This window comes from Nonomuraea sp. NPDC049028, from assembly GCF_043197735.1.
GTDB lineage: Bacteria > Actinomycetota > Actinomycetes > Streptosporangiales > Streptosporangiaceae > Nonomuraea.
Genome location: NZ_JBICTR010000009.1, coordinates 421,682 through 439,504, shown reverse-complemented (window position 1 = coordinate 439,504; position 17,823 = coordinate 421,682). Strand labels below are relative to the sequence as shown.

Below are 17,823 nucleotides of genomic sequence, written 5' to 3'. Positions count from 1 at the left end.
TCCAGCATGGCGATCAGGGCGGCCCCTGGCGCAGGGTCAAGCCGGAGGGCCGGGGATCGTGGCGCAGGCGATGATCGAAGAGGTCAGATCGCGCAGCGGGGTCAGCAGACGCGGATAGTCGGCCGCGTTGAGCGCGTACAGGCGTTGTGCGCCGTTGCGGCGCACGGTGAGCAGCCCCGCGTCACGCAGGATCTTCAGATGGTGCGACACGGCAGGCTGGGACAGGCCCAGGTGGTCGGCGATGTCGCTCACGCTGCGCGAAGCGCCGGATTCGAGCAGGAACACGATGATCTCCTGCCTGCGTTCGTCGCCCAGCGCGGTGAACAGCGGCCGGGTCGTGGCGAACAGCGCCAGGACGTCCTGCGCCTCGGCATGGCCGGTCATGCGGACGCCTCGGCACGCAGCTGCGTGAGGTGTGTGACGGGAAGGCCACGGGCCGCGCCTTCGGCGATCCAGCCGTCCAGCATCAGGCGCGTCTGCGCGCTCACCTTGGTGAAGTGCGTTTCAAGATAGCGCGGCAGGTCGAAGGGTACGAGCAGTGGCAGCGCGCGTAGGGCCACGGACACGGCCCAGGCCGGGATCGCCAGTGGGGCCCGCCTTCCGTGCACTGCCGCGGCGATCGCGACAGCCTCCCGGCTGGCTCGTGCCGCGTGCGCGTACCGGGTGGCCGCGATCGACCAGCCCGCGTTCTCCAGCGCGGCGATGTAGGGCATCATCCGGGCGGCGGTGATGTCGGCCGCCCCCGCTTGCCGTGTGCGTCTGGCGCGCGCGCCGCCCGCCGAGAGCGCGGCGATCACCTGCCGGGCGCGCGGTTCCGCCCCGAAGACGCCGAGCGCTGCCCCAGGCGGCGCCCAGTAGGCGATGCCGGGCTCGCACACCTCGCCGGGCATCGGCGCCTGGTAGGCGAGCAGGGCCGGTACCACCTGGATGATCTGCTCCGCCGGCCAGGTCCGGGTGAGGACCGCGTGGTCCTGTGGTGCTTGGCTGATGGTGACCACGGTCGCGCCGCCGGTCGCGGCGTGCAGGTCTCCCGTCCAGGAGCCGGGCAGAGCGGTGGAGTCCACGCACAACCACACCATGTCCCACTCTCCGGCCACCGGCTCAGTGACCACCTGGTACGGCGTCAGCCGCTGCTCGACGGGCCGTCCTGGCCGGCGCAGCCGGTACAGCAGCGCGCCGTCACCGTCCGCCCAGTGCTCCCTGCCGGGCTTGACCAGGTAGCTGACCTGGGCGCCGCCGGCCGCCAGCCACATCCCGAAGACCTGCCCAAGTGCTCCCGCCCCCACCACCAGCACCTTCATCCGGTCTCCATCCTTAGGAATATTTAAATCTTTCGATGGATAGAGTATCTCGGGATTGGCGCTGGTTGGACAATCCAACGGGTGGCGCCGCCGCCATCACCGAGGCGGTGCCGGTCTGGGCGAGCGCCGCGATTGTCGCTGGAACCGTTCTGGTCGGATCGGACGTAGCCGTATTCGGGTGGGTCGCTGCCGGCCGAGTGGTGCTAGCCCGCGGTGATCTCGGTGGAGGCGAACAGTTCGCCGGTGGAGCGGCGAGTTCGGGGTGGGCGGGCGAAGACCGGGGCGGCCGTGGTGTCGATGCCGACGTTGCCGCGGAATCCTGCCAGGTAGCCGCGGCCTTTGCCCCAGCGGGCCGGGGTGAGCACAAGCGCGGTGACGATGTCTTGCAGCAAGTTCCGCTTGCGGGTGTGGTCGGGATCGTGGTCTTGCCAGGCGGTGGCGAGCAGGTCGGCCTCGTGCTGGGGCAGGCGGGTGCGGTGGTCGTGCCGGGCCGGATCGAGAAGGCTGGTGAGCCGGTCGAAGGCGCGGTAGAAACGCCAGTTGTCGGCCAGGCAGGCGTGCGGATCGTCGGCAGGTGGCCGGTCGGCGTCCAGTCCCAGATGCTCACGGGTAGTCGGGGACAGGCAGAGGCGGCCAGCCGCCAGGCTTCGGCCTCCAAAGCCGGGACGAACTGTTGGTAGCGGGCCAGCGCGGAGACGCTCATCCCGGCCGCGGCGGCCACCACGCCCAAGTCGATCCTCGCGCTCAGCAGCTCGACGATCCACGAGGAGCGCAGCCCGCGCACCGACAAGGCGGGCAGGCCGCCGGTCGGGGTGTGGCGGGCCGTCCAGGAGCTTCAGGCCATGCATCGTCAATGGTGGAACAGTCGAAGGCCGGTACGGGCGAGCGCGATCTGGTGCTCCCGGCAGGCGTCCTGCACCTCCGCGGACCGGATCGAACCACCCGGCTCGGCGATATAGCGGACGCCGTGGCGGGAGGCGTGGTCGACGTTGTCGCGGAAGGGCAGGGCGCCGTCGGAGACGAACGCCACCTCGCCCAGGGCCGCGAGCCACGATGTGCGCTGCTCGTTCGTCAGCTCAGGCATCGGCGAGGAGAGCGCTCCCGACAGGCGCAGCTTCTCCTCTGCGGTTAGGTCACCCTCGATGAAGCGGATCTGCCAGTTGATCCGATCCTGAAGCCGGACGTCCGACCGGAACGCGAGCGCGCGCACCATCGGATGGCGCCGCAGCCACCAGGTATCGACCTTCGCGCCGGCCAAGCGGGTGCAATCCACACGCGATTGCTGACCGGCACCGATACCCAACGTGGCGCCGCCACGCAGATAACACACGGAGTTGGACTGGGTGTAGCGCAGAACAATCAAGCCCAACAGCAGATCCTCGGCCGCGTTGGCCGGTAGCGTCCCGCACACGACGTCGTCCAGAAGCGCGGTCGAGAGCACAACCTCATCGCGCTCCTGGGTCAGCCGCAATCCGAATACCTCCCGCGCCTCCTGCCGCGGCGGGACGTAGGCCGGGTCCGCTTCCATGACCAGGAACCGGCCACCCCTCTTCTGGCTGAGCGCCGCCACGGTGCCCGGAGCGTACCCGGGAGCGATGACGCCGTCGCAGACCAGCCGGGTCAGCAACTCGGCGAGTTCGGCATCGACAGGCTGCGAGACCGCGATGAAGTCGCCGTAGGAGGATTTGGGATCAGCGTCGCGGGCTCGCAGGTAGGCGCTCGTGAGCGCTCCGACAGCGGCGCGGTCGACGCCGTTGAGTTCGGCGGTGACCTCGTCCACGGGCCCGGCAACTGCCGCTCCGGCGGGCGATACGTGCTTGAAGGACGCCGCTGCCGGTCTGTCCAGCGCGTTACTCGCCTCGCTCACCAATTGCCAACTGTTGAGCGCGTCGAGCATGTTGATGTAGGACGGGCTGCTATGCAGCACCCTGACCGGCCAACGGCCAGGACCCACCGGTGTGGCAATAGCCGATCGCTGCTGCGGATTCATTCCGTAGCGCAGGTCCACGTCACGACCTCCTGTGTCAGTTGAACATCACTGACGCAGGCGCCCAGGCGGTCGACGCTCACGCGAGAATGCGGCCGCTCCCCGGTGGTTGTCCACCTTCGCCAGTCGCGGCCATACACAATCCTAATCACACACGTTCGGACCAATTTGAGCCACTAGAGCAAACACGGCCGCGCCACAGTCGGCCATCCGCTCGGCCACACTCGCGTGCATGGCGATAGCGGACAACTCGACCGGGGTGGCGGTGGTGTCGATGCCGATATCGCCGCGGAAGTGGCGGAGGTAGCCCCGGCCTTTGGCCCAGCGCACCGGGGTGAGCACCAGCGCGGTGACGATGTCTTGCAGCAGTTCCCGCTTATGCGAGCGTGCTGGGGTCGTCATCCTCCCAGGCGGTGGCCAGTGTGTCGGCCTGATGATGGGGCAGGCGGGCGCGCCGATCGTGGCGGGCCGGATCCAGCACGGTGGTCAGCCGGTCAAAAGCCGGGTAGAAGCGGCGGGAGGAGGCGAGCACCTGATGGATATCTTTGGGCAGGCCGAGCCGCGTGCGGCGGCGGTCAGACAGAACGCGGCGATCCGTCAGGCCTCGACGAGAGTGGCCTTGCCGGTGTGGTTGATGGACAGCAGCAGGCAGGTCAGCACCGCGGTGATGGGCAATCCGGGCGGGCCGGGCCTCGGGCCGAGTTCGGCGTCGATCAGCGGCAGGACGCCGGAGTCGTCCAGCAAGTGCGGCTGGAGTGATCACTTCGCGGGGCAGAACAGCGATTTGAGGGCATTGGTGATGCGCGACGGCACGGTGCCGCGCTCGGCATCGTCCATGGCCAGGGTGAGGGACACGGCGAACTGCAGGCGGCCGTCGGATGAGGTGAGGGTCGCGGCGGTGAAGCCGGGGGCGCTGCCTCCACCCCCGGCGGCGAACTCGGGATTGCCGGAGCACGCGCCGCCCGCAGGTGGCGACGGCTGGCCGGGCGGCGGATCGGTGATCACTTTAGTCAGGGACGCGGGCAGCAGCTTGCCCTGGCGGAAGGCGCGCTGGAAGACACTCATCTCGCGCGCGGTGGAGATCACGCCGCCGGCGCCGAGCATGGTGGTGGCGTTGATCTTGTCGGCATCGCGCATCGTGCCCGTCTCGTCCGGGGCGTAGCCGTGCCCGTGCGGGCCCTTGATGCCCTCGGCCGCCTTGGTGGGCAGGTAGGTATCGCGCATGCCGAGCGGGGCGAAGAGCCTCCGGTTGAGTTCGGCCGCCAGTGGCCTTCCGGACAGTTTCTCGATGATCATGCCGAGTAGGATGTAGTTGGTGTTGGAGTAGTTGAAGGTCCCGATTTCCACGGGCCGGGCGTTCTTGCGTGAGGCCGCCAGCAGGTCGGTCGGGCGGTAGTCGCGCGTGGGGTCGGAGGGGTCCGGGCCGATGTAGTCGGGGATGCCCGAGGTGAGCTGGATCAGATTGCGGACCGTGATCTCGTCGGCCCGCTCCACTAGGGCCTTTTCCGCACCTTGGGCAGGACCTCGCTGAGTTCGTCGTCCAGGCTCAGCTTGCCTTCCTTGACCAGTTGCAGCACCGCGGTGGCGGTCATGGTCTTGGTCTGCGAGCCGATCCGGTAGCGGGCGGTCGACGGGATCGCGCCGCCCTTGCGTCGAGCAGGCGGGACCCGGCTGATCCCTTTCCGACACGCTTGCCGTCCACGTACACCTCGCCGATGGCTCCCACCACGTGGCCCGTCTTCACCAAGTCTTCCATCGCCTTTTGCACATTCCCGAGCTTGACGGGGGCGGCAGCTGTCGAGGCGGTGGCGGGCGGGGCCGCGCTCAAGACCAGCGCCGCGCATGCCAGCGAGGCTGCGCCAGTGAACGTCGCTCGACGCAGAATCATGAAGTCTCCCTCTTCCAGGTCCGAATACTCGGCTGTCGAGCCACAAGTTCTAACGAGGGCGGTGTTTCCTCGGCGTTACCGTGCAGGCCAGGTGGCTCTGCACGGAGCCCAGAGCACAGGCGCGAACCTTGGCCCTCCCCTCCCGCACTCTGGGAAACGATCAGCGCTACGCCGGGACGCGATCTTCTCGACCGTTCTTCCGGCCCAGGTCGGGGCTATTCGTGAACACCCCACCAGGGGCCGTTCTTGAGACGGCTGGACTGAAGTTGACGGGATCCCGTCTGATCATCGCGATCGGGCGGGATCTTGTTTTGCAGGGGTTTCCGAATCGGGTTCGTCCTGGTTTGGGAGCCGCGGAGCAGGTAGCCGGGGAGGCCCGGGTGATGTCAGGCGGCTGGTGAAGATCCACGTTCGCGTCGGTGGGCATGCCGACACCGGCTCCGAGCTGGTGCTGCGACAAGGTGATCTGAATTGCAGGTCATGGGACGGGTAGTGGCCTGCTCCGGCCGGTGAGCGGCGTGCGGTCCATGTGCTCTGCGGGCATCTCGAGGATGTCGACGGGTGCGTCGGGCTCGTCTGGGGGCTGGCGGGCATGGCGCCACTGGTCGAGGAAGTGATCGTTGGCGACGGTGACGAGCAGCGCGACCAGGATGGTCTGGGCGCGACGCGGCCGTGGGCGAGCCGGTTCTTCGGGTCACTCAGGTCGAGGTCGTGGCCCTTGAGACGGCCGTTCAGCCCCTCTGTCATGGCCCTGACGGTGGAGCGCGCTGGTGGAGGCGGTCGAAGCGGGGGCAGGTGACCGATGGGGATGTGCCTGCCGCCGGACGCTGGAAGCGGACGTGAACACCCCCGAGGGATGGGAAGTCACGCTCATTCAGACGTTGCCGCCGCACCCGCAGTTGGCAAATGCCACGGCAGCGCGACCGGCTGAGCTGGAAGATCCCCTGGCAGCAGGAGATCCATCAGCGCGGCCAGGCCCGCCGGAACGACCAGCTCGGCTGCCGACCTGAGCTGCGAAACCGTCCACCACTCGAAACGGTCAGTCACCCGCCGTTCCTCATCGTCCATGCCGGAGGTATCCACCTCCAGCCCGCCGACACGATGAAAGAAGTAGGAATCCACTGAGCTGAACGTCTCACCGCCTAGTGACCATGTTCCCGAACTGGTCGCGACGACCGGTCCAAGAGTCGAAGGGGCGATGACATAGCCCAGTTCCTCTCGAAGCTCGCGAGCGGCGGTTTGATGCAGGTTTTCACCAGGATCAACGGCGCCCCCCGGCGTGAACCAGGCGTAGAAAGGCTCCTCAACCTGAAGCAGCAGCCCGCGGTAGACCAGGAGCCGATCGACGGCATCTACCAGCAGCACGCGAGCGGTTGACCGGAAGATCGTTTCGCTCATGAGCGAGATCATAAGGCGGTCCCAGCAACCATGGGCGCTGGGAAGCGATCTTCTCTCAGCGCATCTCTACGCCGTCAACCAGTGCACGGGGACACTTGGCGCAGGTGGACGAGCACGTCGAACGCATCGGGCAGGGAGGCGACGGCGAGGTGTTCGGTCGCGTCCCTGGAGGGGTGGTAAGCGCCGCTGATGACGCGTGCTTTCATCGGCCCGTCCCATCCGCCGAGGTGTGGCCGTAGCCGACGAAGCCGGCCGCCTTGTCGTTCCGCCGGGCGATCATGGCCGGGGCGCTGACACTGTTCGCCCGCGACGGCTACACGCGCGCCGGGCTGGACGCGATCGCTGTCGAGGCGGGGGTGTCCAACCGCACCATCTACAACCACTCGTGAGGTCGCCGCGCTCGCGCGCTCCGAGAGATGGTCACCGCAGGGGTTTTGACCTTCCTGTGCGGCTATGCGGAACGGGCCGCGCACGGCTCGTGATGCGGTCTCCGGGCCGCTTGGGCTTCACGATTCACCTGCCGAGGTCCGGCGGACTGAGGCAGTGCTCGATCCGTCAGCGGTCGGTGCCGGGCCGCGGCGACCTGGGTGGCGCCTCGGTGAGGAGGCGCAGTTCGTCGTGCACGATCCGACGAATGGCTTGAGGCGTGAAGTGGTGTGGGAAGGTCGTTGTCTGGAGCGTCAGGCCGTCCACGAACACGTGAAGGCGCGTAGCCTGGCCTTCCAGCCCGGTTTCGGCGAGCTCCTGTCCCACGCGATCGGGGAGCGGCAGGCCGTGGCAAGAGGCGATCGCCAGGCGGCAGATGTGGCGTTCCCCCGGCCAACTCGCGTCACGCAGCTCCGCCAGGGACTCATCCACATGCGAGCGCACCAGACATGCCAGCCATACGTCCACCTCGACGCGGCGGTTGTCATCGAGCGGAAGGAGCTCTTCGAGGATGAGCTGGGCGCGCTGCATGCCTGGCAGGTCCGCATTGAGGTGGGCGGTGATGCGCTTGGTGACGCTTCTGGCGACCGCCTGCGCCGCGAAGCTGAGCAGGCCGCGCTGATTGTCGAAATAGTGGCGCAACCCACCGACCGAGACGCCTGCCGCCTCGGCGACCTTGCGGACGGTGGCCCCTTCGATCCCATCCCGGCTGATGATGCCCCACACGATCCGGGTGAGTTCCTCGCGCCGCTGCTCGTGGTCCACGATCTTCGGCATGCCCCTATTACAGCACATCTGTACGGTCTCCTATATAGTACGGGCGTGCGAAATAAAGCATGGCAACCAACGCTGGGCCTGAGCATCCTGGTGGCCGGCCTGGCCCTGATCGCCGGAGCGGCACTATGGCTGGCGCTGAACGGCAACACCGGCATCCGCTACTCGGCGGACCACGCCGACACCGTGCCCATGTGGCACCGCTGGATCCCGGCCCTCACCGGACTGGTCCTCATACGGCTGCTGCCGCCGAAGACGACTCCCGTCGGCGCCGCGCCGGCACGCGGCGGCCTTCACCTCCAGGCCATCCTCCTCTTGGTCTCAGCCACACTCTTCGCCGCGGGGTTATGGTTGTCGGGCGGCGGTGAACCTGCCCACACGCTGCTGAAGCTCATCCTGCTGCTCGCCGTACCCGCACTGCTGTTCTGGCTGTCACGGCGCGATTCCACGGATCGCGGCCAGATCCATGAGCGGCCCGCGGCCTGGCGTGACTACGGCCCCATCGCACCGGTGACCGCCTGGCTCGTTCTCACCTACACAGGTCCGCTGGCCGTGCCGTCCAGCGACTACGCGGCGAGAGTCGACCCTGTCACACTGGTGCTCACCATCGTCGTGGTGTTCAGCGTCAACAGCCTGCTCGAAGAGGTCTTCTACCGGCGCTGGCTGCAGACCCGATGGGAGCACGTCATCGGCCGCTGGCCCGCCATCGTGCTGACTTCCCTGCTCTGGGCGGCCTGGCATGTCGGCATCCAAGGCACGGGACACCTTCTCACAGACCTCTCCTCGGTCTTCGTCAATCAAGGAGTGCAGGGGTTGTTCCTCGGTTATCTGTGGAGCCGATACCGACTGATGTGGCCCATCCTCGTTGTCCACGCTGCCATGAACGCCGGCCCCGTACTTCTGGGCATGCTGTAATGCCTGTCGCTCGCATGGCCTGCAACGTCGGGCGCCGGTACGACTTGCGGGATTTGACCCTAACGTTGCGTCAGGCTCCACGATGAGCGCATGACCGAATACTACGAGGCATTCGATATCAGCCCTGTCCCTCCGCCCGGGCCCGACGCGACGCCACCTGAGATTTACCGGGGCATCTACGGCATGCCGATGTTCGTCACCGTGCCGACGCCGGACCTGGCCGCGTCCGTGAATTTCTGGACCCGCGGGCTCGGTTTCATCGACCTGTTCACGGTCCCGGGCCAGGTCACGCACCTTCGACGGTGGGCGTTCCAAGACACTCTGCTCGTCCCGACCGACGTCCTGCCGGCCACTTCAACGGTGAGCATCGGCTTCAGTTGCGTGCTGAGCCAGGTCGACGAGATCGCGCAGGCGTGCACCGCGCTGGTGCCCGGATGCACGACGGGACCGCGACAGACTCCGTGGAACACCGTAGAACTGGAAGTCATCACGCCGGAGAACGCTCGCGTGATCATGACCGCGGCCCGTCCCCTCGACCCCGACAGCGCCGAGGCGCGCTACCTCGAAGCAAACGGTTTCACCCTCCCCAAAGGGTGAAACCGGCGCATGTCAGACTCGACGGCGTGACCAACGCCGCGATGGATGATGCCGCGGGACCCGGCGGGCTGACCGTCGGGGCCGCGGCAGCGCACGTGAAAGTCACCGTCCGCACCCTCCATCATTGGGACGCGATCGGGCTCGTCCGTCCGTCCGGGCGAACCACCGGCGGTTACCGGCTCTACTCCGCCGCCGACGTCGCACGTATCCACCGGGTGCTCATCTACCGCGAGCTCGGCCTGTCGCTCGACGACATCGGTGAACTTCTCGATGCTCCGACGGTCGATATGACCGTGCCGCTGAGACAGCAGCGCACCCAACTCCTCGATCGCATCTCCCGCTTGCAGGCAATGGTCGACGCCGTCGATCGCATGATCGAAGCCGCGCGCGCCGGCATCCTGCTCTCCGCGGAGGAACAAGTCGCGATCTTCGGGCAGCGCTGGAAGCCGTCATTGGTCGCGGACGCACGTGACCAATGGGGCGACACAGTTCAATGGGCACAGTACGCCGAGCGCGCCGCGGGCATGACCCCCGAGGACTGGCAGCAGATCGCCGACAACATCGCAACGCTCGAGCACGACCTGGCGGAAGCCAAGCGCGCCGGCGTCAGGCCTGGCAGTGCCGAAGCCAACGCCCTGGCGGAACGACACAGGGCCTCCATTGACGCGTACTTCGACTGCACCCTTTCGATGCATGTTTGCCTGGGAAGGAAGCACGCCGCAGACCCTGGCTTCACGGCCTACTACGACGCGATCGAGCCAGGCCTGACCATCTGGCTCCGTGACATCATCGACGCCAACGCCCGCGATCGAGGCATCGACCCGGATTCGGCGACTTGGACCTGACGCACCCGTGCCCGCGTCACCAGATGCGCTCCCGGTAGCCTTTCGCAGCATTCCCGGATAGGCCGAGCGCGGCCAGGGGTTTGAGCGTGGTGATGGCGTTGGCGCCGATGGCAACAGGATGAGGACGGTGCTGCGGCAACGAGCCTAGGTAGCTGCACCGTTCAGGGATGCCCCGAGAGTAGTCGCCATGCTCGAACATGATCGTGCTCGGCGTCCTGCTGGCCGTCAGCGGCTTCGTCCCCGCGCTATGGAGCATCGTGACCGTCGGCCTCGGCAGAGGAATCGCCTTGCTGGTCGCGATGTCCGTACTGATCCGTGCCTTGTGTGACTGAACCACTGATGGGTCGATCAGGTGCCGGATGATCGTCCGGGGCCAGGCACAGCCGTGATCTCGGCCGGTTCGGAGACGTCGCCGCAGCCGACGCATCTGATCACCTGCTCGACGTCGTGGCCGCAGGGGTCGTGCTTGAACAGGGCCGGTGGCCCTTTGGGAGCGGCCCAGCGGTCGCCCCACGCCGTTAGCGCCACGATGACGGGCAGCAGGTCCGCTCCCTTCGCCGTGGGCCGGTACTCGTAGTGATCGGCGTGGCTGCCGTAGGGATGGCGCTCCAGCATGCCCTCGCGCACCAGCAGGTCGAGCCGGTTGGAGAGGACGTTCTTGGCCAAGCCGAGACTCGCCTGGAACTCCCCGAACCGTCTCATGCCGCGCAGCAGTACGTCCCGCAGGATAAGCAGCGTCCAGCGCTCCCCGACCGACTCGAGTGTGCGGGCGGCGGAGCAGTTCTGTCCTTCATAGGTACGGCCCAGCATGTGTCCCACCATAGTGGTTGCATGACAAGACCATCTCATCGTACATTCGTGGTCCTATCACGCAACCACCGAGGCGGAGGTCCCATGGCCAACCAGGACATCAAGCGCGCACAAGCACGAGATTGGGATGCGGCGGGGCAGGGGCTCGCCGCCTTCGCCGACGAGCTCGAAGTCGCACTGGGCGTGGTTACGAAGCACCTCACCGAGATGGCGGAGATTCGACTGGCACAGACCGTTCTCGACCTCGGCACCGGCTACGGCGAGCCCGCTCTCTCCCTCGCCCGCGCCGTCGGCCCCGATGGCGCGGTGACGGGCATCGACCTGTCACCCCGGATGATCGAGCTGGCCAGGCGGCGTGGAGCGGGCATGCCGAACGTTGAGTTCCTCGTGGGTGACTTCGACGCCCTTCCCCGTCCCGACGCATCGGCGGACGCAGTGATCGCACGGTTTGCCCTGATGTTCACGCCCGACCGCTTACGGACCTTCCGCGAGATCCTGCGCGTCCTTGTCCCCGGAGGGACGCTGGCCGCGTCGGTGTGGGCCGTACCGCAGCTCAATCGCTTCGCCCTCGGCACGCTGGCGATCGCCCGCGCCGTTGAGGCCCCGCCGCCTCCACCCGGCGCCCCAAGCCCTTTCGCCATGGCGGACGCACGTGCTTTGGCGGAACACCTCGAGGGCGCCGGGTTCGAGGGGGTGCGGATCGAGGAGGTGGTGGTCCCGTTCCAGTTCGCCAGTACGCGCCGTTATGCCGAGCTCAGCCTGGTGGTGACACCGCCCGGTCTCCTGGAGGCAGCGAGACGGCGGCTGGGATCCGGCGAAGCCATCGCAGCGGCCGTCATGGCGGCGGCCGAGCCCTTTGCCGGTCCGGACGGCTCGGTCCTACTGCCGTCAACAGCTTGGTGCGTCCGAGCTGTCAAACCCGCGTAGCGACGCGATCGGCCCAAGCGTCACTGGTGACCACGAACATTCGTCACGTTCGATCATGCGGCTTGGTACGACTCGTGCCCTGAGTCGCGGAGCAAAGCCGCCCGCCCCGCTGGTCAAGGCCTCATGGGGGTCAGATCGATCTCCGGTAGCCATACCGTCGGATCGGACGGCGAAGGCAGCGTAGATGGGCGCAGTTGTCGTAGAAAGGCCCGCAGCAGGGGGCGGGGGTTGCGTCGGTGCCAGGCCACCGACCAGGGCATCAGCGGCGTCGGGTCGACGATCGGGATGCGGCGCAGACCGCTGCCGCCCGGGTCGATGCTCATCTCACCCAACCCCACTGCCATCTTCTCTGCCAAGAACTGTTCCACCAGATGTCGTTGACCGATGGCCGGTGCGTTGAACCGCAACGGCACCCCGAACCGGTGGGCCAGCCGTCTCAGGTAATGCCGCCATTCGACCGCGCCCGCTGGGTCAGGCATCGCGATACCCGCCTCGCGTAGGTCGGCCGGCCGCAGCACGCTTCTGCCGGCCAATCGATGATCCTCGGGCACGAATGCGTGCAGCGGCTCCAAGTGAACCAGCTTGTACGCCAGCTCGGCCGGCCACGGTGCCGACGCGTCGTGGACCCGGCCGAACGCGGCATCGATCTCCTGCCGCCGCAGTGCCGGCAACGCCGCGGACAGCCCTTGGCGCATACTCAGCTCGATCCGCATGCGTCGGTCGCGCTCACTCACCCGGCGCACTATCCGCAACGGCGTGAATCGTTCGTCGTAGACGTCCACCCGCAGGATCTCGTCCACCGCGCGGACCGTCTGCACCGCCCGGTCGAAGGCGGACACCGCCTCGCTCGCGCGCGGCAGCAGCAGCCGCCCCGCCTCGGTCAGCTCCACCGCGCGGGTGGTTCGCTGGAACAGCGGAACCGCCAGAGCCTCCTCCAACCGGCGGATCCTTTTCGACAGCGCCTGCTGGGTGATGAACAGCCTCCCGCCGGCCCGCCCGAAGTGCAGTTCTTCCGCGGTGACGACGAACGCGCGCAGACCCTCGATGTCCGCTTCCACGTGCCGAGCCTGGATTGGAAACCGTTGGTTGTCAATCCGGCGGAAATCGTTGTTGGACGCCACCGGCCGGCAGCGGATTTGCTGTTGTCCTACCGAAGGGGCACGAGATGAAAACCGTGGAACTCCGTTCCGAGCTGCACCTGCTCCTGCTGGAGTTCGGCCAGGCGTATCTGTGGAACGACGGCGGCGAGCTCACCCTGGTCGACACCGGGATCGCCACCTCCGGCGGCGATATCGCGGCCGCGATCGAAAAGCTGGGCTTCCGTACCAGCGACGTCAAGCGCGTCGTGCTCACCCATTTCCACGAGGATCACTGCGGAGGCGCGGCCGAGATCAGCCGCTGGGGAGACGCCATCGTGCTGGCCCACCGCCTGGAGGCACCGGTGATCCGCGGCGACAAGCCCGCTCCCGCTCCGCGGTTCACCGACGAAGAGGCCGCTCTCCACCGCAGCCTTGGCGCCCACCTGCTGCCCCCTGCACCGGCCTGCAGGGTGGACCGCGAACTGGAGGACGGCGATGTGATCGATTTCGGCGGCGGCGCACAGGCGATCCACACACCCGGTCACACCGACGGCAGCATCGCCCTCCACCTGCCGCGATCCGGCGTGCTGTTCACCGGAGACACCGTCGCGCACGTCAATGGGCAGATCATGCCCGGCGTGTTCAACCTTGACCGCGCCGAGATGCTCCGCTCCTTCCACAGACTCGCCCGGATCGACGCGCGACTCGCCTGCGTCGGCCACGGCGAACCTTTCCCCGACGCCCACACTGCCCTCACCGCAGCCGCGGCGGCCCTCTCCGACCCGCGGGACCTGACCTAGGGCCATGACCCGGCGCTTCTTGAGGAGCGCCCCCGCCCGGGGCAGAAGCGCGGGCCGTTCGGCGAGCGCCACCTCAACGAGGTTCTTGGCCGCGGGCGTGGTGCGCCGTGGCCGGAACAGGAAGTACACGCCCGCAGCATGGGCGGCCTCGGTCAGGTGCTGCTCCCAGGCAGACCGGGCGACGACCAGCCGGTTGGATGCCGGGGACGGGGACGACGACCGCGCTCTGAGAATTGAGGAGAAATGCACCATCGTCCCCGTACCCGACCAGAAGGGTGTCGGGCACATACTCCCCTCTCAGATGGATGCAGTCCTGCTCCGCTCCGCAGACGAAGTAGAGCTCATCAGGCGCGCCGAAGAATGATCAGGGTGACTACGACGCCGAGAACGACCCCAGCCGCTACTCCGGCGAGGACAGGCAGCCATGCCACGACCTGCTCGGTGAAGGTGGGCTCGTCCAGCGAGTCGGCGTACGACTTGATGGGGAAGAACTCATCAGGGACGGGCGCTTTAAACAAGTCGCCGTCCTGTAACGCGCCAGGTGTCGGAGTCACGATGCCCATGATGGCGTTGATCACATCTAACTGCCAGGAACCTACGGTAGCCGTCACCGGGTATCTGCTTCGCCTGACGAGCGTGCCGGCGGCCATGGATCGGGCTTGTGGCCAGCCCGTGGTCCTCGGGCGGGACACTCCGTGATCACGGCGAGACCTCCCTCTGCGAAGATCATCGCTTCGGCTCGTGTCGGCGAAAGTATCGGGCCCATCGTGAGGAGAACCCGATGAGGCGATGGATGACGGTCGTGGCCCTCACTCTGGCCGGACCGGCCCTCGTTGGCGCGCCCGCTTCCGATGCGGCCACGACCGATGACCCGGCCGCGGCGATCCAGCGTCAACTGGTCAAAGGGCACGGGGTGCGGATCGCTCGATACAGCACATTCAACTCGGGCTCGGGCTGGGAGCGCTTCAAGCCTACGAAGGGCGTCGTTGGATTCGGCGACGGCAAGGTGGTCGCGACCGACCTGTGGGACTTCCAGGTGCGGAAGGCGGGCGTCCGCGATATCTGCATCGGCAAGCGCGCCTGGGAGTACGACCCGAAGGAGAAGCGGCCGAACGGCAAGAAATGGGCCACCTTCAAATGGCCCTGCGCCTTGCGGCTGGAGACGGGACTTCTGCGGTTGGACAGGCCGGCCGTGCTGACAGCCGTGCTCGCGACCACGGCGACCACAAAAGCCTCAGGCACCTACGACGGCTCACCTACGACCCTTCGTCAAGGGTCGATCACCTTTCGTCAACTGTGGGACGTCGCGCCCGATCTGCGCGAGGGCGTTAAAGACGATCATGGTGAGTGGAAGATCGACTGGCGGCTGTGGATCGGCAAAGACGGTCTCGTACGCCGGGCCTGGTCCAAGTGGCGTCAGCCCGAAGGAGACAAGCTGAAGGGCGCAACCGGCGGGCAGGGATGGTTCGGCTTCGTCGAAGATGTCCGCTACTCGGACTGGGGAATGAAGCTCACGGTCAATCCTCCGCCCGCCGCTCAGACCATCGACCACGCCAAGGTGAAGCGCTGAATGCCCTAGGTACTAAGCATCGAGCGCCTGGCGAGGACCATCGGATACGGGAAACGATCACTCCGGTCCCGGGAGGCGATCTTCCGAGGGCCTCCTTCGCGGTTGGCTCTGGCGCGGGTGGTGCGTGGTGGCGTCGGGGGTCGTCAGGCGTCTGCCCAAGGGGCTGGCCGCTGAGGCGCGCGACAACGCCACGGCCATCGGGAAGCTGCTGTCCCTGGCCCGTCCGATCAGCGCGGCGCAGCGCAAGCGGATGCGTCTGGTGGAGCCGCAGCCCGCCGAGCGTTTGCGTGGCTACATGGTGCGGGCCGAGAAGCGGTTCGGCGTCGAGTGGGAGGTTCTCGCGGCGATCATGCTCGTCGAGACGAAGTTCGGACGGGTCAGGTCGGCGAGCTCCACCGGGGCGCAGGGGCCCATGCAGTTCATGCCGGGTACGTGGCGGCAGTACGGGCTGGGCGGGGACGTCCAGGACGCGCGTGACGCGGTGCTCGCCGCGGCCAACTACCTCAAGGCGTCGGGGGCGCCGCGAGATTACCGGCGTGCGGTGTTCGCCTACAACCACGACGCCCGGTACGTGGATGCCGTCCTCGCGCACGCACGCCAGATCAAGCGCGACTCGCGCAGCTTCTACGCGTACTACAACTGGCAGGTCTTCGTCCTGTCCGCGCAGGGCGACGTCCGCCTCACCGGCCCCCGCTGACCTGACCCAGTCTCGAAGACCGAGACCCGAGCCGGTGAGCATGGCGAAGGGACGGAAACGTCCAGGAAACGACCTTCTTGCTTGCATCTCTCACAGATCGTTTCCTGTGAGAGGAGTCTCCATGGTGTTGTCGCGTCCCCTGGCCGGACACGACCCTTCACGCCGCTCAGCCCTCGGGCTCTTGGGCGCGGTCCCGCTGGCCGCCGGTGGTCTACTGGCCGCGTCGGGAACCGCCGAGGCGAACACCGGTGCCTCGGCATGCCCCGGCCGGATTCCAAAGGACCTGCCTGGACAGCCATCGTCCTGAGACCACGTCACCGTAGACCTCGGCCGCGAAGTGAGCCTTACCGACGACGTCGGTCGACGGCGTCCCCCACCCCGGCGGACGCCAGGGATAGGGCCGCCTCGTGGGTCCGCTCCTGGGCCGGTCAGCACCGTACGTAGCGCCGGAACATGGTTCCTGAGGCGAAGGAACGGTGCTCGACCAGGCGCAGCCGCAGTTTTTCCCCCACGGGCAGGTACGGCTTGCCGCCCCCGACGATCACGGGGAGGGCGTACACCCAGAACTCGTCGATCAGGTCCAGCAGGGAGACGGCCAGCTCGGGGCCGCCGAGTTGGAGAGTGCCGTCGATCTCCTGCTTGAGGCGCGTCACCGCGGACACGGCGTCCTTGCGACGGACGATCGTGACCCCTTCGGGGACGGTCTGGAGGGTGTCGGAGAAGACGTACCGCGGCGTCTCCTTGTAGAACTGGGCGAACTCCCGCTCGAGGGCCGGGGCGCCTTCCTTGCCGAGGTCCTGCGTCCAGGGCTTTTCCATCGCCTCATACAGCCGCCTCCCGAACAGGAACGCCGCGATCCGGCGGACGTGGTCGTTCGCCGCCTGGCGAAAGTCCTCGTCCGGGTCCATGAAGTCCATGCCGCCCTCGGGATCCTCGATGTAGCCGTCGATCGAGGTGTTCATCCAGTAGATGACCTTGCCCATGAAACTTCTCCTTGGTCGTAGAGGTCGTGTGGAGTGGAGACCCGATGGAGCGCCGGAACTCATCGCAGGCCGGGCCAGCAGCAGGCCCGATGACTCACATCAGGTGGAGGCGTAGGTGGCCAGGGCGGGCTCCAGCAAGTCGAAGGCTTGGCCGGCTTCGGCGGCGATGGTGTGGGCGATCTGATCGTTGGGGTGTCCGGCGAGGGTGAGGGCCTGGATCCGGTGAAACAGTACGCGGTGGACGGTGCCCAGCAGGGCGGCGGCGGTCTGCACGGTGATGTCGCCGGGCTGAGCGGCGGTGACGTGGGCGAGCACCTGGGCGAGGTGGTGTTCGCGCTGGTCGTGCAGGCCGCGCAGGCAGACGGTCAGGGTGGGGCTGTCGGCGATCATGCGGGCGAACTCCTGGCCGGAGAATCCGGCGACCGGGTCCTGGACGGCCACGGCGTCGGCGAACGCGCGGCGCAGCGCGGCCAGCGCTGATTCCCCTGGGCGTCGTGCGGTGACGGCGTGGGCCAGGGAGGCGGCAAACTCCTCCTGATGGTCCAGGGCCAGGTCTTCCTTGCGCGGGAAGTAGTTAGTGACGGTCTTCTTGGCGACGCGGGCGACGGCGGCGATCTCGGCGATGGTCGTCTGCTCGAAGCCCTGAGCGATGAACAGCCGGGTCGCGTGGTCGGAGATGAGCTGCCGGGTCTCGTGCTTCTTGGTCTCGCGCAGCCCGGCGGCCGGGGCGGGAGTCTGGGTAGCCATGACGCAATCTTACCCTCGTAGCATCTTTATGTTGACACTCTTGGACGTCTTGGATTAAGTTTACCTCCGTCGTAAGTTT

The 17,823-nt window shown here is 67.4% G+C and carries 26 protein-coding genes and 1 riboswitch; of the genes, 9 read left to right on the top strand and 17 right to left on the bottom strand.

The window, feature by feature from the left end; all coding sequences use genetic code 11:
- Window positions 1-36: 36 nt before the first annotated feature.
- The 11 genes from ACGFJ2_RS35660 to ACGFJ2_RS35610 form a co-directional block, all read right to left on the bottom strand.
- Window positions 37-384: a helix-turn-helix transcriptional regulator gene (locus ACGFJ2_RS35660; protein WP_225296158.1), complete on the bottom strand. Its 348-nt coding sequence runs from the start codon at window positions 382-384 to the stop codon at window positions 37-39.
- Entirely contained in the window at window positions 381-1,301 is a 921-nt protein-coding gene (locus ACGFJ2_RS35655) for a 2-dehydropantoate 2-reductase N-terminal domain-containing protein (protein WP_358179074.1), read from the bottom strand. Before ACGFJ2_RS35655 ends, ACGFJ2_RS35660 begins: the two co-directional genes overlap by 4 nt.
- A gap of 203 nt (window positions 1,302-1,504) precedes the next feature.
- Window positions 1,505-2,149, bottom strand: coding sequence for a hypothetical protein (locus ACGFJ2_RS35650; protein ID WP_393475819.1), 645 nt, complete (start codon window positions 2,147-2,149; stop codon window positions 1,505-1,507).
- Between the two features lie 2 nt (window positions 2,150-2,151).
- On the bottom strand, window positions 2,152-3,309 hold the full coding sequence (locus tag ACGFJ2_RS35645) for a phosphoribosylaminoimidazolecarboxamide formyltransferase (protein WP_357943711.1): 1,158 nt from the start codon (window positions 3,307-3,309) through the stop codon (window positions 2,152-2,154).
- Between the two features lie 34 nt (window positions 3,310-3,343).
- Window positions 3,344-3,428, bottom strand: a riboswitch (ZMP/ZTP riboswitch).
- A gap of 4 nt (window positions 3,429-3,432) precedes the next feature.
- Window positions 3,433-3,690, bottom strand: a complete 258-nt coding sequence (locus ACGFJ2_RS35640; RefSeq protein WP_357943713.1) for a hypothetical protein — start codon at window positions 3,688-3,690, stop codon at window positions 3,433-3,435.
- Window positions 3,665-3,820, bottom strand: coding sequence for a hypothetical protein (locus ACGFJ2_RS35635; protein ID WP_393475815.1), 156 nt, complete (start codon window positions 3,818-3,820; stop codon window positions 3,665-3,667). The genes ACGFJ2_RS35640 and ACGFJ2_RS35635 overlap by 26 nt, the downstream gene beginning before the upstream one ends.
- Before the next feature lie 65 nt (window positions 3,821-3,885).
- Entirely contained in the window at window positions 3,886-4,032 is a 147-nt protein-coding gene (locus tag ACGFJ2_RS35630) for a hypothetical protein (RefSeq protein WP_393475812.1), read from the bottom strand.
- A 15-nt stretch (window positions 4,033-4,047) separates the two neighbouring features.
- Complete coding sequence (locus ACGFJ2_RS35625; RefSeq protein WP_393475809.1) at window positions 4,048-4,782, bottom strand: serine hydrolase domain-containing protein; 735 nt, start codon at window positions 4,780-4,782, stop codon at window positions 4,048-4,050.
- Window positions 4,782-5,132 (bottom strand): serine hydrolase, encoded by a 351-nt coding sequence (locus tag ACGFJ2_RS35620; protein ID WP_393475806.1) that lies wholly within the window; start codon window positions 5,130-5,132, stop codon window positions 4,782-4,784. Before ACGFJ2_RS35620 ends, ACGFJ2_RS35625 begins: the two co-directional genes overlap by 1 nt.
- 914 nt (window positions 5,133-6,046) lie before the next feature.
- Complete coding sequence (locus ACGFJ2_RS35615; RefSeq protein ID WP_357943718.1) at window positions 6,047-6,574, bottom strand: NUDIX domain-containing protein; 528 nt, start codon at window positions 6,572-6,574, stop codon at window positions 6,047-6,049.
- 74 nt (window positions 6,575-6,648) lie between these two features.
- Complete coding sequence (locus ACGFJ2_RS35610; protein ID WP_357943719.1) at window positions 6,649-6,780, bottom strand: hypothetical protein; 132 nt, start codon at window positions 6,778-6,780, stop codon at window positions 6,649-6,651.
- A gap of 51 nt (window positions 6,781-6,831) precedes the next feature.
- On the opposite strand from ACGFJ2_RS35610, the gene ACGFJ2_RS35605 reads away from it, so the two are divergent.
- Window positions 6,832-6,963 (top strand): helix-turn-helix domain-containing protein, encoded by a 132-nt coding sequence (locus tag ACGFJ2_RS35605; protein WP_357943721.1) that lies wholly within the window; start codon window positions 6,832-6,834, stop codon window positions 6,961-6,963.
- A 166-nt stretch (window positions 6,964-7,129) separates the two neighbouring features.
- On the opposite strand, the gene ACGFJ2_RS35600 is transcribed toward ACGFJ2_RS35605, so the two are convergent.
- Complete coding sequence (locus tag ACGFJ2_RS35600; RefSeq protein ID WP_393475801.1) at window positions 7,130-7,777, bottom strand: TetR/AcrR family transcriptional regulator; 648 nt, start codon at window positions 7,775-7,777, stop codon at window positions 7,130-7,132.
- 45 nt (window positions 7,778-7,822) lie between these two features.
- On the opposite strand from ACGFJ2_RS35600, the gene ACGFJ2_RS35595 reads away from it, so the two are divergent.
- From ACGFJ2_RS35595 to ACGFJ2_RS35580, 4 genes are all read left to right on the top strand, one after another.
- Complete coding sequence (locus ACGFJ2_RS35595; RefSeq protein ID WP_393475798.1) at window positions 7,823-8,689, top strand: CPBP family intramembrane glutamic endopeptidase; 867 nt, start codon at window positions 7,823-7,825, stop codon at window positions 8,687-8,689.
- 90 nt (window positions 8,690-8,779) lie between these two features.
- Window positions 8,780-9,286, top strand: coding sequence for a VOC family protein (locus ACGFJ2_RS35590; protein ID WP_357943727.1), 507 nt, complete (start codon window positions 8,780-8,782; stop codon window positions 9,284-9,286).
- A 26-nt stretch (window positions 9,287-9,312) separates the two neighbouring features.
- A complete protein-coding gene (locus tag ACGFJ2_RS35585; protein ID WP_393475794.1) occupies window positions 9,313-10,131 on the top strand; it encodes a MerR family transcriptional regulator in 819 nt (272 codons plus the stop codon).
- 197 nt (window positions 10,132-10,328) lie between these two features.
- On the top strand, window positions 10,329-10,463 hold the full coding sequence (locus ACGFJ2_RS35580) for a hypothetical protein (protein ID WP_393475791.1): 135 nt from the start codon (window positions 10,329-10,331) through the stop codon (window positions 10,461-10,463).
- 16 nt (window positions 10,464-10,479) lie between these two features.
- On the opposite strand, the gene ACGFJ2_RS35575 is transcribed toward ACGFJ2_RS35580, so the two are convergent.
- The gene (locus ACGFJ2_RS35575) at window positions 10,480-10,941 is read right to left on the bottom strand and encodes a winged helix-turn-helix transcriptional regulator (protein ID WP_393475788.1); all 462 of its coding nucleotides are present in this window, start codon (window positions 10,939-10,941) and stop codon (window positions 10,480-10,482) included.
- Between the two features lie 84 nt (window positions 10,942-11,025).
- Here ACGFJ2_RS35575 and ACGFJ2_RS35570 point away from each other — a divergent pair, with 84 nt between their 5' ends.
- Window positions 11,026-11,868: a class I SAM-dependent methyltransferase gene (locus ACGFJ2_RS35570; protein WP_393475785.1), complete on the top strand. Its 843-nt coding sequence runs from the start codon at window positions 11,026-11,028 to the stop codon at window positions 11,866-11,868.
- 113 nt (window positions 11,869-11,981) lie between these two features.
- Here the strand turns inward: ACGFJ2_RS35570 and ACGFJ2_RS35565 are convergent, their stop codons facing one another.
- Window positions 11,982-12,926, bottom strand: a complete 945-nt coding sequence (locus ACGFJ2_RS35565; protein WP_393475782.1) for a LysR family transcriptional regulator — start codon at window positions 12,924-12,926, stop codon at window positions 11,982-11,984.
- A 107-nt stretch (window positions 12,927-13,033) separates the two neighbouring features.
- On the opposite strand from ACGFJ2_RS35565, the gene ACGFJ2_RS35560 reads away from it, so the two are divergent.
- Complete coding sequence (locus ACGFJ2_RS35560; protein ID WP_393475779.1) at window positions 13,034-13,747, top strand: MBL fold metallo-hydrolase; 714 nt, start codon at window positions 13,034-13,036, stop codon at window positions 13,745-13,747.
- A 344-nt stretch (window positions 13,748-14,091) separates the two neighbouring features.
- Here the strand turns inward: ACGFJ2_RS35560 and ACGFJ2_RS35555 are convergent, their stop codons facing one another.
- Complete coding sequence (locus ACGFJ2_RS35555) at window positions 14,092-14,397, bottom strand: hypothetical protein (RefSeq protein ID WP_393475776.1); 306 nt, start codon at window positions 14,395-14,397, stop codon at window positions 14,092-14,094.
- A 143-nt stretch (window positions 14,398-14,540) separates the two neighbouring features.
- Here ACGFJ2_RS35555 and ACGFJ2_RS35550 point away from each other — a divergent pair, with 143 nt between their 5' ends.
- Both ACGFJ2_RS35550 and ACGFJ2_RS35545 read left to right on the top strand, forming a co-directional pair.
- Window positions 14,541-15,317 carry a hypothetical protein gene (locus ACGFJ2_RS35550; protein ID WP_393475773.1) on the top strand — a complete coding sequence of 259 codons (777 nt, stop codon included), beginning with the start codon at window positions 14,541-14,543 and terminating at the stop codon, window positions 15,315-15,317.
- Between the two features lie 127 nt (window positions 15,318-15,444).
- The gene (locus ACGFJ2_RS35545) at window positions 15,445-16,014 is read left to right on the top strand and encodes a lytic transglycosylase domain-containing protein (RefSeq protein WP_393475770.1); all 570 of its coding nucleotides are present in this window, start codon (window positions 15,445-15,447) and stop codon (window positions 16,012-16,014) included.
- A gap of 428 nt (window positions 16,015-16,442) precedes the next feature.
- Here the strand turns inward: ACGFJ2_RS35545 and ACGFJ2_RS35540 are convergent, their stop codons facing one another.
- Window positions 16,443-16,997 carry a dihydrofolate reductase family protein gene (locus tag ACGFJ2_RS35540; protein ID WP_357943735.1) on the bottom strand — a complete coding sequence of 185 codons (555 nt, stop codon included), beginning with the start codon at window positions 16,995-16,997 and terminating at the stop codon, window positions 16,443-16,445.
- Between the two features lie 99 nt (window positions 16,998-17,096).
- Window positions 17,097-17,744 (bottom strand): TetR/AcrR family transcriptional regulator, encoded by a 648-nt coding sequence (locus ACGFJ2_RS35535; RefSeq protein ID WP_357943737.1) that lies wholly within the window; start codon window positions 17,742-17,744, stop codon window positions 17,097-17,099.
- Window positions 17,745-17,823: the final 79 nt, after the last annotated feature.